This window comes from Paenibacillus chartarius (genome assembly GCF_042432825.1).
In the GTDB taxonomy this organism is placed as follows: Bacteria; Bacillota; Bacilli; order Paenibacillales; family NBRC-103111; genus Gordoniibacillus; species Gordoniibacillus chartarius.
Genome location: NZ_JBHLWN010000008.1, coordinates 118,376 through 134,536, shown reverse-complemented (window position 1 = coordinate 134,536; position 16,161 = coordinate 118,376). Strand labels below are relative to the sequence as shown.

13 protein-coding genes are annotated in these 16,161 nt (G+C 56.0%); all 13 read left to right on the top strand.

From position 1 onward, the window contains the following. A partial coding sequence (locus ACFFK0_RS01330) for an FkbM family methyltransferase (protein ID WP_377467860.1) occupies positions 1-745 on the top strand: 745 nt, incomplete at its 5' end. 276 nt (positions 746-1,021) lie between these two features. Next, positions 1,022-1,219, top strand: a complete 198-nt coding sequence (locus tag ACFFK0_RS01325) for a cold shock domain-containing protein (RefSeq protein WP_041047827.1) — start codon at positions 1,022-1,024, stop codon at positions 1,217-1,219. Positions 1,220-1,763: 544 nt separating this feature from the next. Further along, positions 1,764-2,306: a ribosome hibernation-promoting factor, HPF/YfiA family gene (hpf, locus tag ACFFK0_RS01320; protein ID WP_377467857.1), complete on the top strand. Its 543-nt coding sequence runs from the start codon at positions 1,764-1,766 to the stop codon at positions 2,304-2,306. Between the two features lie 232 nt (positions 2,307-2,538). Further along, the gene (gene secA / locus ACFFK0_RS01315; RefSeq protein WP_377467855.1) at positions 2,539-5,055 is read left to right on the top strand and encodes a preprotein translocase subunit SecA; all 2,517 of its coding nucleotides are present in this window, start codon (positions 2,539-2,541) and stop codon (positions 5,053-5,055) included. A gap of 66 nt (positions 5,056-5,121) precedes the next feature. After that, positions 5,122-6,244, top strand: a protein-coding gene (gene prfB, locus ACFFK0_RS01310) for a peptide chain release factor 2 (protein ID WP_377467853.1) whose coding sequence is annotated in 2 segments (ribosomal slippage) — positions 5,122-5,193 and positions 5,195-6,244 — 1,122 coding nt in all. Because the reading frame shifts where the segments join, the coding sequence is not laid out codon by codon here. Positions 6,245-6,292: 48 nt separating this feature from the next. After that, a complete protein-coding gene (locus tag ACFFK0_RS01305; protein WP_377467850.1) occupies positions 6,293-7,162 on the top strand; it encodes a YitT family protein in 870 nt (289 codons plus the stop codon). Between the two features lie 341 nt (positions 7,163-7,503). Beyond that, the gene (locus ACFFK0_RS01300) at positions 7,504-8,607 is read left to right on the top strand and encodes a tetratricopeptide repeat-containing glycosyltransferase family 2 protein (protein WP_377467848.1); all 1,104 of its coding nucleotides are present in this window, start codon (positions 7,504-7,506) and stop codon (positions 8,605-8,607) included. Between the two features lie 82 nt (positions 8,608-8,689). Beyond that, on the top strand, positions 8,690-9,739 hold the full coding sequence (gene argC / locus ACFFK0_RS01295; protein ID WP_377467871.1) for an N-acetyl-gamma-glutamyl-phosphate reductase: 1,050 nt from the start codon (positions 8,690-8,692) through the stop codon (positions 9,737-9,739). A 43-nt stretch (positions 9,740-9,782) separates the two neighbouring features. Then, a complete protein-coding gene (gene argJ / locus ACFFK0_RS01290; RefSeq protein ID WP_377467846.1) occupies positions 9,783-11,003 on the top strand; it encodes a bifunctional glutamate N-acetyltransferase/amino-acid acetyltransferase ArgJ in 1,221 nt (406 codons plus the stop codon). 22 nt (positions 11,004-11,025) lie between these two features. Next, positions 11,026-11,811 carry an acetylglutamate kinase gene (gene argB, locus ACFFK0_RS01285; RefSeq protein ID WP_377467843.1) on the top strand — a complete coding sequence of 262 codons (786 nt, stop codon included), beginning with the start codon at positions 11,026-11,028 and terminating at the stop codon, positions 11,809-11,811. Positions 11,812-12,194: 383 nt separating this feature from the next. Then, a complete protein-coding gene (gene argD, locus ACFFK0_RS01280) occupies positions 12,195-13,403 on the top strand; it encodes an acetylornithine transaminase (protein ID WP_377467841.1) in 1,209 nt (402 codons plus the stop codon). Positions 13,404-13,599: 196 nt separating this feature from the next. After that, positions 13,600-14,559, top strand: coding sequence for an ornithine carbamoyltransferase (gene argF, locus ACFFK0_RS01275; protein ID WP_377467839.1), 960 nt, complete (start codon positions 13,600-13,602; stop codon positions 14,557-14,559). A 30-nt stretch (positions 14,560-14,589) separates the two neighbouring features. After that, positions 14,590-15,828, top strand: coding sequence for an argininosuccinate synthase (locus ACFFK0_RS01270; protein ID WP_377467837.1), 1,239 nt, complete (start codon positions 14,590-14,592; stop codon positions 15,826-15,828). Positions 15,829-16,161: the final 333 nt, after the last annotated feature.

Here is a 16,161-nt window from a genome sequence, read left to right as displayed (position 1 = left end):
AAAGATTTGGAGCCCTTTTTATGTTTTTAATGCGCAGTACTTTCGAAATTCAGGTTTATTTGATTTAACACGGTTAGAATATCCAATAAAATTGTTTTTTACAGACCGAGGGGTGAATACTACATTTATTGAAAAACAATATGAATATAGAAATGGTGCAGTACGAATCGGGGCAATGATGAACGACGTAGTCATTGATGCAGGTGGCTGTTGGGGTGATACAGGTTTGTTTTTTGCCCATGAGGTAGGTTCTGGAGGCCAGGTGTATACTTTCGAGTTTATCCCAAGTAATTTAAATATCATGCGCAGAAATATTGAAATGAATCCTGAATTAAAAAATAGAATAACAGTAGTCGAACATCCCGTCTGGGAAACTTCGGATCAAATCCTTTACTTTCAAGACAAAGGGCCAGGAAGTAGAGTAACTACAGATCCTGATGCCGAGACTTCCGGAAAGAGTCAGACCTTATCGATTGACGATTTGGTACAACGTTATAAGATAAATAAAGTCGATTTTATTAAAATGGATATAGAGGGAGCAGAATTATCTGCACTAAAAGGGGCAAAGCAGACCATTGAAGAGTTCAAGCCCAAGCTGGCCATTTCCATCTACCACAGTATTAGTGACTACGGAACCATTTTTGATTATATTAATAATTTGAACGTAGAATATGAGTATTATCTGGATCATTACACTATCTTTGATGAAGAAACAATACTTTATGCGGAACCTAAGAATAGTTAAGGCCGAGTGATTTTAAAGGGATTTCCCATAACTCTGTGGACAATGTGCACAACTCTGTGTATAAGTTTGTTAATAACTTGTAAAAACCCAGTAGTATCAAGCATTCGCAAACTATCTATCCCGTTACTAACCTGTAAATACCTAAATTATCAAAAAAATTAATCGTCTCCCGGATGTAAGCCTTATCATTTTCGTTGACACGCTGTCAAGCGGGTGATATAGTCAAGACAGTAGGCAAAAGCTTACAGTGACTTGATAACGAAGGGAATGTGTTACATGCAAGGTAAAGTGAAATGGTTCAACGCTGAGAAAGGCTACGGCTTCATCGAGCGCGAAGACGGCGGCGACGTATTCGTCCACTTCTCCGCAATCCAGGCTGACGGCTTCAAGACTTTAGAAGAAGGCCAAGCTGTTGAGTTCGACATCGTCGAAGGCGCACGTGGTCCTCAAGCTGCTAACGTAATCAAGCTGTAATCATCCGGTCCTTATTGGCCGCGTTATAAATGGTTACCTTACAGATTCATTAGCGTCCTGGCATCCCGGAAACGGGGTGCTTTTTTCTTTTTTCCGGGCAGCCTACGGTCGGAGGATTGTGTGTGGCAGCGCATTGCCCATGGGAGTTGCAGCGGTGGCATCGGCCACATAAGAGCCGGTCAGGACCGTACGCACAGCCGCTTCAAGGTTCTCGTCTTACTACTACACACAAGAGTTGTGGACAATGTGGATAACTACGTGAATAACTTTGTTAACAATATTAATGAATTTAGAGGATATAGGCAATAATCGAGTGCAGCTAATGTTAACAACTTGTGAATAACGTTTTGACTGTAGAAAATACGACGGAGATTTCATCTCAGGTCAGGCATCACCAATGTGTACTTATAAATGGACATTTGAAAATTAATCAAATGCGGAACTCCGCTTTTTATATCCATAGCTCCATTTGTAAAGGAATTTTTAACGCGAGACCAGAATGTGCTATAATAGACTTGTAGTTTCGAAAAGGAGGAGTATCCATATGAACATTAGCATTCGCGGTCAACACATGGAAGTTACCGAGGCACTCCGAGAGTATGTGGAGAAGAAGCTAAGTCGACTGGAACGATATTTCGAAACTCCCCCGTCTTCAGCCGGTTATGTTACGCTTAATGTGGTGAAGGGCATGCAGACCGTTGAGGTGACCATTCCATTCCCCGGCATGGTCCTGAGAGCGGAAGAACGCAGCAGCGATATGTACGCGTCGATTGATTTGGTCGTGGACAAGCTGGAGCGTCAAATCCGCAAGAACAAGACGAAAGTGAACCGGCGTTTCCGTCAGGAGGCCGGGATGCGGGATTTGTTCCGCGTGGACACAACGCGTTATCAGGATGATGAAGAAGAGCTGGAAGTCGTGCGGACGAAGCAGTTCCCGCTTAAGCCGATGGATGTGGAAGAAGCGATTCTGCAGATGAACATGGTAGGGCACAATTTCTTCGTGTTCGCCAACTTGGATACTGAGAAAATCAATGTGGTATATAAGCGCAACGACGGCAAATACGGGTTAATTGAGCCGGCGATGTAGGCAGCAAGAATAAAGCGGAAGTCCGTCCCTTCTTCAGCGGGGGGCGGGCTTTTTATGTACTGGGGCACGGAACAGAAGCATCTAATGGGAGGGCCTCCGTTTTTTTCTTTGAAATACAGAAATAATATTTGACATGGAACGAGCGCGTTCGTAGCCGCGTGTTGCGGCGCTTCCCCCAAACTGGTACAATTTAAGGATAAGTGACTCAACCGAAAGGGGTTCACGTCGACTAATGCTAGGACTTGTGAAGAAAATATTCGGCGATTCCAATGAACGCGAATTGAAACGATATTGGAAGGCTGTCGAGCAGATCAACAGCTTGGAAGCGGAGATCGAGCCGCTCACGGATGACCAGCTGCGCGCGAAGACGGGGGAATTCCGGGAACGCCTGGAGAAGGGCGAGACGCTGGACGATCTGCTGCCGGAAGCGTTCGCCGTTGTTCGCGAGGCTGGGAAGCGGGCCCTAGGAAAGCGCCATTACGATGTACAGCTCATCGGCGGCATGGTGCTGCACGAAGGCCGTATCGCAGAGATGCGTACGGGTGAGGGTAAGACGCTCGTAGGTACGCTGCCGGTATATTTGAATGCACTAGCCGGCAAAGGTGTGCACGTGGTTACCGTTAACGACTACCTGGCGCAGCGCGACAGCGCGGAGATGGGCCGGTTGTATGCGTTCCTCGGCATGACCGTCGGGGTAAACCTGCACGATTTGACCCATCAAGAGAAACAATTGGCGTATGCCTGCGACATTACGTACGGGACGAACAACGAGTTCGGCTTCGATTACCTGCGCGATAATATGGTGCTTTATACAGAGCAGATGGTACAGCGTCCGCTCCATTTTGCCGTCATTGACGAGGTGGACTCCATTCTGGTGGACGAGGCGCGCACGCCGCTTATCATCAGCGGACAGGCTGCCAAATCGACGGAAATGTATTACTCGGCGGACCGCTTTGTGAGGAAGCTGAAGGAAGAGGAAGATTTCACCGTCGACATCAAGGTTCGCTCCGTTACGTTGACGGAGAGCGGTGTGGCCAAGGCGGAGAAGGAGTTCGGCGTCGAAAATATTTTCGATCATGAGAATGTGCAGCTGAACCACCACATCCAGCAGGCGCTCAAAGCAAACGTCATTATGAAGCGCGATGTGGACTATGTCGTTCAAGACGGCGAAGTGGTGATCGTCGACGAGTTTACGGGGCGCCTCATGGTCGGCCGCCGCTACAGCGAAGGCTTGCACCAGGCGATCGAAGCCAAGGAGCAGCTCGAGGTGCAGAACGAGAGCATGACGCTGGCGACGATTACGTTCCAGAACTATTTCCGCATGTACCGCAAGCTGGCCGGCATGACCGGTACGGCGAAGACGGAAGAAGAAGAGTTCAAGAAAATTTACGGCCTTGAGGTAATCGTCGTACCGACGAACCGTCCGATGATTCGTAAAGACCTTCCGGATGTCGTCTACAAGTCGGAGAACGGCAAGTTCAAGGCGGTTGTCGAAGAGATCGCAGAGCGCCACAAGAACAAGCAGCCGGTGCTTGTCGGTACGGTATCAATCGAGAACTCGGAGCGTTTGTCCGAGATGCTGAAGAAGAAGGGCATCAAGCATACGGTTCTGAACGCCAAGTATCACGCTCAGGAAGCGGAGATCGTATCGCAGGCGGGTCAGCCCGGAGCGGTAACGATCGCTACGAACATGGCGGGACGCGGTACGGATATTATGCTGGGCGAAGGCGTTCATGAGCTGGGCGGGCTGCACATTATCGGTACGGAGCGGCACGAGAGCCGCCGGATCGACAATCAGCTGCGCGGCCGTGCCGGACGTCAGGGCGACCCGGGATCGTCGCAATTCTATTTGTCGCTGGAAGACGATTTGATGAAGCGCTTCGGCGCCGAAAATATTATGGCGATGATGGATCGCCTCGGCATGGAGGAAGATCAGCCGATCGAGTCCAAGCTCATTACGCGGGCGATCGAGTCGGCGCAGAAGCGGGTCGAAGGCAACAACTTCGACGTGCGGAAGGTCGTTCTGCAATACGACGACGTGATGAATCAGCAGCGCGAGATCATTTACAAGCAGCGCCGCGAGGTTCTGGAGTCGAGCGATATCAAGGAAGTGACGCTCGGCATGATCCTGCCGGTCGTCGAGCGGATCGTGACGGCGCATACGCCGGAAGACCTCGTGCCGGAAGAGTGGGATCTGCAGGCGATTGCCGATTACGGCAACAACACGTTCCTGCATGAGCCGGTGTTGACGAAGGACATGCTGTGGGGCAAAGAGCGCGAGGATATGGTCGAGTTCTTGAAGACGCTCGTGCGCTCCCAGTACGACAAGCGCGAGGAAGAGATCGGCGCCGAGTTCATGCGCGAGTTCGAGAAGGTTATCGTGCTCCGTGCGGTCGATTCCAAGTGGATGGATCACATCGACGCCATGGATCAGCTCCGTCAAGGTATTCACCTGCGGGCATACGGCGGTACCGATCCGCTTCGCGAATATCAGTTCGAAGGCTTCGAGATGTTCCACGAGATGATCGAGCACATCCAGGAGGAAGTGGCGACGTACATCATGAAGGCGCATGTACAGTCGAACCTGGAGCGTCAAGCGGTCGCCGAAGGGCAAGCCGTCGATCCGAAGGTGGAGTCGGCCGGCAAGGCGCCGGTTATGCGCAGCGAATCCGAGCGTATCGGACGCAACGATCCGTGCCCTTGCGGCAGCGGCAAGAAGTTTAAGCAGTGCCACGGTAAAGACATATAATAAGCGAAGGAGGGCGCCCGGTAACGGGCGTCCCCTTGCACTAACAAGGCAGGAGTGAACGAAAGCATGTTGGATATTCAGGTGAAACAGGATTTGCGTGAAGTGGCGAAGCGACTACAAGAACTTAGGGGGTCTCTTTGACTTAGATCTGAAGCTGGAGCAGATCGGAGATTTCGAAGAGAAGATGTCGCAGCCCGATTTCTGGAACGATAACGACGCGGCGCAGAAGGTAATTGCGGAGTCCAACGCGGTGAAGGCTGTCGTTGAGAAGTTTCAGAAGCTGAACACGGACTATGAGGATCTCGAAGTAATGGCTGAGCTGGCGGAAGAAGAAGGCGACGAGAGTATGGCTAAGGAAGCTGCCGAAAGCATTGCCGGACTCGTCAAGCGGCTGGAGGAGTTCGAGCTCACGCTGCTGCTGAATCAGCCGTACGACCGGCTCAATGCGATCCTGGAGCTGCATCCGGGAGCGGGCGGCACCGAATCGCAGGATTGGGGCGAGATGCTGCTGCGCATGTACCGCCGCTGGGCGGAGAAGCGCGGCTTCGGGGTCGAGGTGCTGCACTACCTTGAAGGCGACGAGGCGGGAATCAAGAGCGTGTCCCTGCTCATCAAGGGCTATAATGCCTACGGGTATTTGAAGGCGGAGAAGGGGGTTCACCGGCTCGTGCGCATTTCGCCGTTCGATTCGTCGGGCCGCCGCCATACGTCGTTCGTATCCTGCGATGTGATGCCGGAAATCGATGACGACATTGAGATCGAGGTGCGCACGGAAGACCTCAAGGTCGATACGTACCGTTCGTCCGGCGCCGGCGGTCAGCACGTCAACAAGACGGAGTCGGCGGTGCGCATCACGCACATCCCGACGGGGATTGTCGTCGCTTGCCAGACGGAGCGTTCGCAGATTTCCAACCGCGACCGGGCGATGAAGATGCTGAAGTCGAAGCTGTATGAGCTGAAGATCGAAGAGCAGATGAAGCAGCTCGCCGAAATCCGCGGCGAACAATCCGACATTGCATGGGGCAGCCAGATTCGTTCGTATGTATTCCATCCGTACAGCATGGTGAAGGATCACCGGACCGATCACGAAACGGGCAATATCGGCGCGGTTATGGACGGAGATCTGGACGGGTTTATCGATGCTTACCTGCGTATGCAAATTCAAGATAAGGAAGATCCTACATCATAATTGGTGTAGGATTTTCATTTTATATACATAAAGAGTGGGGGGTTCGATATGGCGCGAAGACAACCGCTGCTCCATCCCGGAAGCCGGTGGATACCGGTAACCGAGTACGCATTGCTCGTCGTCGGCTCGCTGATTATGGCGGCGAGCTTCAACATATTTCTGCTGCCGAACCAGATTGCGTCCGGCGGTGTAGCCGGGGTGTCGATTCTTGTCCAGCATTGGACGGGGCTGCAGCCGGCCATTACGCAATGGGCGCTGAACATTCCGCTGTTCCTGCTTGGCCTTTGGACGCTGGGCCGCAGGTTTGGGGTTAGAGCCGCAGTGGGGTCGGTCGTATTCCCGCTGTGCGTGCTGCTGACGAGCAAGCTGCCGCCGCTAACGGACAATACGCTGCTGGCCAGCCTCTATGGTGGTATCGGGACGGGGCTCGGACTCGGCATTGTTTTCCGGGGACGCGGCTCGACCGGAGGCCTTGGCCTTGCGGCGCAAATGCTGCACAAGTTCACCGGCATCAGTTTGGGCGTTTGCATAGCGATATTCGACGGACTCGTGATCGTCACGGCTGGAGCTGTTTTCACACCGGAGAAGGCGTTGTATGCATTAATCGGATTGTTCGTGACGAGCAAAACCATTGACGCTGTTCAGTTAGGTCTGCGGTATTCCAAGGTGGCTTTTATCATTTCCGAGGAGACGGAAGCGATCCGGGAGCAGATTTTATACAAGCTGGACCGCGGGTTGACGCAGTTGAACGGCTGGGGCGGGTATACCCGAAACGAACGCACCGTGCTGATGGTCGTCGTCTCGCAAAATGAAGTGCTCAAGCTGAAAGAGCTCGTACGAGCGGCGGATCCGGCGGCGTTCGTGATCATTAGCGACACGGCGGAGGTGCTGGGCGAAGGGTTTCGCTTGCACGGGTAATCCGGGGCCGCGGGGAGAGGGGCTTGGTGCGCAGAGTGCGGCGTACAGGATCCATTTTAGCCGGGGTGAATTGGGAGCGCTTTAGTTTCGGTGCACCGAAAAACTCCGAAAAGGAGCGGACCAGCAGGTTCAGTCGGAAGCCTACGTCGAAGAAAGCTTGGCTGACCGATTTCCTGTGGTTGCGGCATTTTACCAGCTGCGCAGCCCGGAATGACAGGGTTTGGACAGGGGCATGTCACGCTGCCGGACGGCGGACGTACGGTGGCGAGACAACTTGTCTTTATTAAGGTAGAATGACGGTGAGAGGACTACCTTCTATTTGGGATTATGGGGGAGTTAGGATGACCACAATTTCGCTTGCGGTGATTGTAAAAAATGAACAGCGGCACATTGCCGCATGTCTAGAAAGCGTAAAGCCCATCGTGGACGAAATGGTCGTGGTGGATACCGGCTCCACCGACCGGACAAAGGAGATTGCCGCTTCAATGGGAGCGATCGTCAGCGATTTTCCATGGAGCGATGATTTTGCCGCGGCCAGGAATGCCGCTATTGAACGAACGAAAGGTGATTGGATCCTCGTATTGGATGCGGACGAGAGGCTTATCGCGGATTACGGGGCCGTGCTTCGCGATTTCATATCAGGAGGGCAGCGAATCGGACGAATCACGATTAAGAGCCGGTTCGTGCAAAATGGCGAAGAGCAGATCGTGCAATCGGCCATATCGAGAATTTTCCCCCGCCATGTTCGATTTCAGGGAGCCATTCATGAGCAGCTGATCAGCGAGCTTCCTCGTATAGATAGCGGAATCGTGGCATTCCACGAAGGCTATTACGAGACGGACAAGTCGGAGCGGAATTTGCGAATTCTGGAGAAGGAGCTGCAGCGACGTCCGGACGATGCGTATTTGTTGTTTCACATAGGCAAGCAATATCGGGGTAGCGGGGAGCTGTCGAAGGCGGAGCAATATTTCGAGAGGGCGTACGGGCTTCTTTCGCGTGTTGCTTCTCAAAGCGGACATTCTCATGGGTCTTCAGTCGCCACCTATGCTTCGGATGCAGTGATTGATTATTTATATGTGCTATTGGAAACCAAAAACTTCGAGCAAGCCTTGAATGTGATCGGGAACGAGCAGGCGCAGCTTCAAGAGCTGGCGGATTTCCATTTTGTCTGCGGATTGATCTATATGGAGCTGGCTATATGCTTTCCTCAGGACAGCGGCGAGCTGCTCCCCCTTATCGAGCACAGCTATTTGCAGGCTTTGGCTGCAGGGGAGGCCGGTCGAGGGCGGGAGATCGTGCAAGGAACGGGAAGCTATCTGGCGGCATATAATTTAGGCGTTTATTATGAACTGCTGGGCAATCGGGAAGCTGCCCGGAGCTATTATCAAATGGCTGTCTCCGCGCAATATGAACCGGCGCTGAAGAGGCTGGAGGTTTTGAAATAATCGTTGTATTTTTATACCCTCGTATGTATAATAATTCATAGTTTATTTTTGGAATCGGATGGAGGAGAGCGGTTTGGCTAGTATGGTAAGAGTGGCGATTGTAGGGTCTACGGGTTATGGCGGGGTCGAGCTGATTCGTCTGCTGCAGGCGCATCCCCAAGTGGAAATTACTTCGGTCATTTCGTCTTCGTCGGCCGGCGCGCCGATTGCCGAAGGGTTTCCGCATCTGACGGAAATCCGGACGGATGCGCTTGACGGCGTCGACGTCGGGTTGATGAAGTCGAAGGCGGATGTCGTCTTCTTGGCTACTCCGGCCGGGGTTGCCGCCAAGCTGGCGCCGCAGCTGCTCGATGCGGGACTGAAGGTCATCGACTTGTCCGGCGACTTCCGGCTGCGCTCGGCTGCCGAATATGAGACATGGTATAAGCATGCTCCTGCGGATGAAGCGTACTTGTCCAAGGCGGTATTCGGTTTGGCCGAGGTGTTCGGCGACCGTGTGCGGGGCGTGGACTTCATTTCCAATCCGGGCTGCTATCCGACGGCAACGCTGCTCGGTCTCGTTCCTGCGGTGAAAGCGGGCTGGATCGATCCGGCGACGATCATCATCGATGCGAAATCGGGCGTATCCGGGGCCGGGCGCGGGCTAAGCCAGACCGTTCATTATGCGGAAGCGAACGAAAATTTGTCGGCGTACAAGGTCAACCGTCATCAGCATATACCGGAGATCGAGCAAACGCTCAGCGACGTCGCGGGACGGCCGGTCGTGACGACGTTTACGACGCATTTGGTACCGATGACGCGCGGCATTATGAGCACGATGTATGCGAGCATTGTCGGCGGCCCGGGGGCGCGTTCGGAAGCGGATTTTATCGGGCTGTATAAGGAGTTTTATGCGGGACGGAAGTTCGTGCGGGTACGTCCGCAAGGCAAGCTGCCGGCCACCAAGGAAGTGTGGGGCTCGAACTATTGCGATATCGGCTTTGCGGTCGACAGCCGTACAGGGCGTGTGACGATCGTGAGCGTCATCGACAACCTGGTGAAGGGCGCGGCCGGGCAGGCGATTCAAAACTTGAATCTGATGATGGGCTGGGACGAAGCGACGGGGCTTCAGTTCATTCCGGCTTATCCGTAAGTAGATTTGGGGGATTCCAGAGGGGAAGGCGAGGAGAAACAGGATGAAAGAGCAATATACCATTATTCCGGACGGCAATGTGACGACGCCGGCGGGATTTCGTGCGGGCGGACTGCACTGCGGGCTGAAGAAGACGGACCGCCATGACCTCGGCGCGATTGTGTGCGATGTGCCGGCGGCGGCGGCGGGCGTGTATACGCTGAATGCGTTTCAGGCAGCGCCGCTTCGCGTGACGAAGGCGAGCCTTGCGGACGGCGGGAAGCTGCAGGCGGTGCTCGTGAACAGCGGCAACGCCAATGCGTGCACGGGCGAGCAGGGCGAGGCCGACGCGTACGAGATGCGCGCGCTGGCAGCCGCCGCGTTTGGCGTAGAGGAGAGCCACGTGGCCGTGGCTTCGACAGGCGTGATCGGCGAGCCGCTGCCGATGGGGAAGGTGCGCGCCGGCGTGGCGGCGCTGCCGGAGCGGCTGAAGGCGGACGGGGGCGACGATTTCTGCCAGGCGATCCTGACGACGGATCTCGTGCAGAAATCGCTGTGCGTCCGCGTCGAAATCGACGGCAAGCCGGTGCATATTGCCGGAGCGGCCAAAGGCTCGGGGATGATCCACCCGAACATGGCGACGATGCTCGGCTTCCTGACGACGGACGCCGCTATCGGCAGCGAGCAGCTGCAGCAGCTGCTGAATGCGGTAACGGATTCGACCTTTAACATGATTACGGTGGACGGCGATACGAGCACGAACGATATGGTCGTTGTGATGGCAAGCGGTTTGGCGGGCAACGCGCCGCTGACGCCGGAGCATCCGCAGTGGGAAGCGTTCCGGGCGGCGTTCGAGCATGTCGGCGAGCATCTGGCGAAGGCGATTGCCCGCGACGGTGAAGGGGCGACGAAGCTGATCGAGGTGACCGTCGCCGGAGCGGTATCCGGCGATGCGGCCCGCGCGATTGCGAAGACGATTGTCGGCTCGAGTCTGGTGAAATCGGCCGTCTACGGCGCGGATGCGAACTGGGGCCGTATTATTGCGGCGGTCGGCCGCGCAGGCCAGCCGGTCAATGTCGATACGGTCGACATTCGACTCGGCGACATCGTGACGCTGCGGGCGTCGCAGCCGGTCAAATTCGACGAAGAAGCTGCACTTGAATATTTGAAGGGCGATACCGTCCATATTCACGTGGATTTACATATGGGCACAGGCCGGGCGACGGCTTGGGGCTGCGACCTTACCTACGATTATGTGCGCATTAACGCCGCATATCGGACGTAACGGCCAGGAGGAGCGACGGGACATGAGATTTGTGATGAAATGCGGCGGCAGCACGCTGGCTGCGCTGCCGGATGCGTTCTTCGCCGATATGGCGGAGCTTGTGAAGCAAGGCCGTCTGCCGATTATCGTACATGGGGGCGGACCGGCGATCTCCGAAACGCTGACTAAGCTCGGCATCGAGACGGAGTTCGTCAACGGGCTGCGCAAGACGAACGAGGCCGTGCTGGACGTCGTTGAGATGGTGCTTGCGGGCCAAATCAATAAGCTGATTGTGCGCCGCATCGGTCATGCGGGCGCTCGCGCGGTCGGACTGTCCGGCGTCGATGCAGGGCTGCTAACGTCCGAGCCGGTTGAGAACGCCCATGAGGTCGGCCTTGTCGGGCGGGTGACGGACGTGAACGCGGGCTTGATCGACGGGGTCGTGGAGATGGGCTACGTTCCGGTTATTGCACCGATCGGTTTAGGCCGTGACGGACTGCAGCGATATAATATCAATGCGGATACGGCGGCAGGTGCTGTAGCCTCGCAGCTGGGCACCGAGCGGCTCGTCGTCGTGACGGACGTTCCGGGCATCATGAAGACGGTGGACGGCGAGAAGCGCGTGCTGCCGGTCGTTACGGTAGCGGAGATCGAGGCGATGATCGAAAGCGGCGATATTTACGGCGGCATGATTCCGAAAGTGCGGGCGGCGATCGATTGCATCCAGGGACAGGTGCGGGAAGTCGTGATCGTGAGCGGTACGGAGCCGCGTATATTGAGCCGCGTGCTGGACGGAGAAGCAGTCGGAACGCGAATTGTGCGGGAGTAGTGCCGGCGCTAGCGGCCCGCGAGGCAGTTGGCGGCTAATTGAGTGTAATCTGCGGGCTGTAACGGCCAAATGGGCTGTAAGAGTGTGCAGGAGAGTTTGAAAATGGGCGAGATCGTGGTCTAACGGCTCATTCGGCCGGTAGAGCAGCAAGCAGCAAGCAGCAAGCAGCAGGCAGCAGGCAGCAAGTTGCGAAACGGGCAGCCATAACGGCCTTGACGGCCGTTAGAACGTCTAAAGCGAACGCGAAGAAGACGACTGGGTGTGCTAACGGCACATAAGGCGGTTACAGCGGCGAGTCTGAGCGAAGCGGGTATAAGTAACGGCCTAAAGGGCCGTTATTACGCTCACAATAGAACGTTGAAACATAAACGGAGGTGGAGGAAATGAGCGAAAATTTACAGGGCCTGCTGTTCCCGAACTACAGCAAATATCCGATTACGTTAGTGAAGGGCGAGGGCTCCCGTCTGTGGGACGATCAAGGCAAGGAGTACATCGATCTGATGTGCGGCGTAGCCGTAACGAACCTCGGCCATAAGCCGGCTAAAGTAACGGCGAAGCTGCATGAGCAGCTCGATCAGCTGTGGCATGTGAGCAACCTGTTCCACATCCCGAACCAATATCGGCTGGCGCAGCTGCTGACGGACAACTCGTGCGCCGACCACGTGTTCTTCTGCAATAGCGGTGCGGAAGCGAACGAAGCGGCGATCAAGCTGGCGCGCCGGTATTATCAGAAGGTGCTCGGCATTCAAGGCAAGTACGAAATCATTACGTTCCAGCAGTCGTTCCACGGCCGGACACTGGCCACGCTGACCGCAACCGGTCAAGAGAAGGTCAAGGAAGGGTTCCACCCGCTGCCGGAAGGGTTTACGACGCTGCCGTACAACGACATTGCAGCGCTGCAGGGCGCCGTCAGCGACAAGACGGCCGCGATCTTCCTCGAGCTGGTTCAAGGCGAGGGCGGTATTCACAGCGCGGACCCGGCGTTCATGGCCGAGATCGTCCGCTTGTGCGAGAAGCATGACGTATTGCTGATTCTCGACGAGATCCAGACCGGCGTCGGACGTACAGGCAAGTTGTTCGCGTATGAGCATTACGGGATTGAACCGGATATCTTCACATTGGCTAAGGGACTTGGCAGCGGCTTTCCGATCGGCGCGGTGCTTGGCAAAGCGAAAATCAAGGACGCGTTCGCTCCAGGCAGCCACGGCTCAACCTTCGGGGGCAACCTGCTGGCGACGGCGGCGGGAATTGCGACGATGGAGACAATGCTGGAGGATAATGTGCCGCAGCGGGCCCGGGAGCTCGGCGAGCTGGCCGTCACCCACCTGAAGAGCAAGCTGGAAGGCAATCCGCTCGTTGTCGACGTGCGCGGCAAAGGGCTGCTGATCGGTATCGAATGCACGACAGCCGTAGGCGATATCGTCAATGACATCCATCGTCACGGCGCTCTGGTCATTACGGCCGGGACGAATGTCATGCGGCTCGTGCCGAGCCTGCTCATCTCCCGCGAGGAACTGCTGAAGGGCCTCGACATCGTTGCGGAGGCGCTGGCGCGGGCTGCGAACGAAGCGGCCAGCAAGGCGGCGGTGTAACGAACCGCACTGTGGACAACAATACGTTCGACAAGGCGTTGTGGATAACCCTGGGTCGAAATGTGACGAATCTGTGGACAAACGGCCGTTTCGACAAAATCTCTGTGGGCAGCCTTGCGGCCCAGGATCCGTGATGTCGAAAGGTTCGCAGCTAGATTTTCAACAAGATGAAGGTGTTTATGAAGGAGGGTCTGGCATGACGGTATTATTGCAGAATGAGATCGCCGCCCAGCTGAAGGGCCGGGATTTTCTGACGTTGAACGATTATAGCAAAGAAGAGCTGGAGTATTTGATCGATTTGGCGATCGAGCTTAAGCGGGGGCAGAAGGCGGGCGAGGCGTTTCAGCCGCTGAAGGGCAAGACGCTGGGGATGATTTTCGAGAAGTCGTCGACGCGGACGCGGGTATCGTTCGAGGTCGGGATTTATCAGCTCGGCGGGCAGCCGCTGTTCCTGAGCAAGAATGATTTGCAGCTCGGGCGCGGGGAGCCGATTACGGATACGGCGAAGGTGCTGTCGCGCTACCTGGACGGGATTATGATCCGTACGTTCGGCCACAAACGGGTCATAGAGCTGGCGCGCAGCGCAACGATTCCGGTGATCAACGGCTTGACGGATTTGTCGCACCCTTGCCAGGCGCTGGCCGATTACCAGACGATCAAGGAGCAGAAGGGTCAGCTGCAGGGCTTGAAGGTAGCTTATATCGGCGATGGCAACAATATGCTGCATTCGCTGCTGATGGGCGCGGCGAAGCTGGGGATTGATTTTGCCGCGGCTACGCCTGAGGGCTACGACGCCGATCCGGAGGTCGTGCGCGTCTCCATGGAACAGGCTGCGAAGTCGGGAGCCAAGGTGGAGCTGGTGCGCGATCCGAAGGAAGCGGTGCGGGATGCCGACGTGATCTATACCGACGTATGGGCGAGCATGGGCTTCGAGGAGGAGCAGCAGGAGCGGGAGAAGGCGTTCGCGAATTATCAGGTGAACGAAGAGCTGGCGAAGCTGGCGAAGCCGGATTATCTGTTCATGCACTGCCTGCCGGCGCATCGCGGCGAGGAAGTGAGCGAGGGCGTCATCGACGGTCCGAACTCGATCATCTACGACCAGGCGGAAAATCGTCTGCATGCGCAGAAGGCCGTTATGGCCGCCATTATGTCTTAATCGATATCATAGGGAGAGAGTGAATCAAACATGGCTAAGCAAAAAATCGTCCTCGCCTACTCCGGCGGCCTCGATACGTCGGTCATCCTGACGTGGCTGAAGGAAACGTACGACGCGGAAATCATCACCTTCACGGCCGACATCGGACAAAAGGAAGAGCTGGACGGCCTGGAAGAGAAGGCGCTGAAGACCGGCGCTTCGAAAGTATATATCGACGACCTGAGGGAAGAGTTCGCGCGCGATTTCATCTACCCGATGTTCCAGGCAGGAGCGCTGTATGAAGGCCAGTACTTGCTCGGCACGTCGATCGCGCGTCCGCTGATCGCGAAGCGCATGGTCGAGATCGCCCGCGCCGAAGGCGCGACGGCGATTGCGCACGGCGCAACGGGCAAGGGCAACGACCAGGTGCGCTTCGAGCTGACGGCAGCGGCGCTCGCGCCTGAGCTGGAAGTCATCGCGCCGTGGCGCGACGAGGTGTTCCGCGAGAGCTTCCCGGGCCGCGCCGAGATGATCGCCTACGCCGAGAAGCACGGCATTCCGGTGACGGCGTCGGCGGCGAAGCCGTACTCGACGGACCGCAACCTGCTGCACATTTCGTTCGAGAGCGGCATGCTCGAGGACCCTTGGTTCGATCCGAGCGCGGAAAGCAACCGCGATATGTTCGTGCTGAGCGTAGACCCGGAGCTGGCTCCGGATACGCCGGAATACGTGGAGCTGGAGTTCGAGAAGGGCGATTGCGTCGCCGTGAACGGCCAGCGCATGTCGCCGCTGGAAGTGATGGAGACGTTGAACGCCCTTGGCGGCAAGCACGGCGTAGGCCGTGTCGATATGGTCGAGAACCGCTTCGTCGGCATGAAGAGCCGCGGCGTGTACGAGACGCCGGGCGGCTCGATCCTGTTCACGGCCCACCGCAAAATGGAGTCGCTCACGATGGACCGCGACGTCATGCACCTGCGCGACTCGCTGATCGCGAAGTATGCGCAGCTCGTATACAACGGCTTCTGGTTCGCGCCGGAGCGTCTGGCGCTGCAGGCGCTCGTAACCGAGAGCCAGAAGAACGTAACCGGTACGGTTCGCTTGAAGCTGTACAAGGGCAACATCATCGGCGCCGGCGTGAAGAGCCCGGTATCGCTGTACAACCCGGACATCGCGACGATGGAAGCCGATCCGTCCAAGGCGTACAACCAGGGCGACGCTACGGGCTTCATTCGCCTGAACGCGCTGCGTCTGAGAGTCGCTTCCGGCGTGGAGCAGAACGCGAAGAAGTAAGTGTAGCCGGCTTGCGGCCGGGAAGCAGGGAAGCGAAGGTTCGGATTGCAGAGGGCCGCGGTAACGCGGCCGCTTTGCTGTATTTGGACGGTTGGGGCAGTCGTATGAGCGGATTGCTCAGCTTATCCGAATCCCTGCGAAAATAGCAGAAATATTCAAAAAGTCCCGCTCAAGATGTCCGAATTCCTGCGATTATACAGGCATTCGAAGCGGTTGTCGCGGTCACGTGCAAATTTGCTCAGAATGCCTGCACAATTGCAGACATTCGTTCGAGTGAGTCGGGTTAACATCCGGATTCCTGCACATTTACATTACTTTTGGTTCAGGGATCTG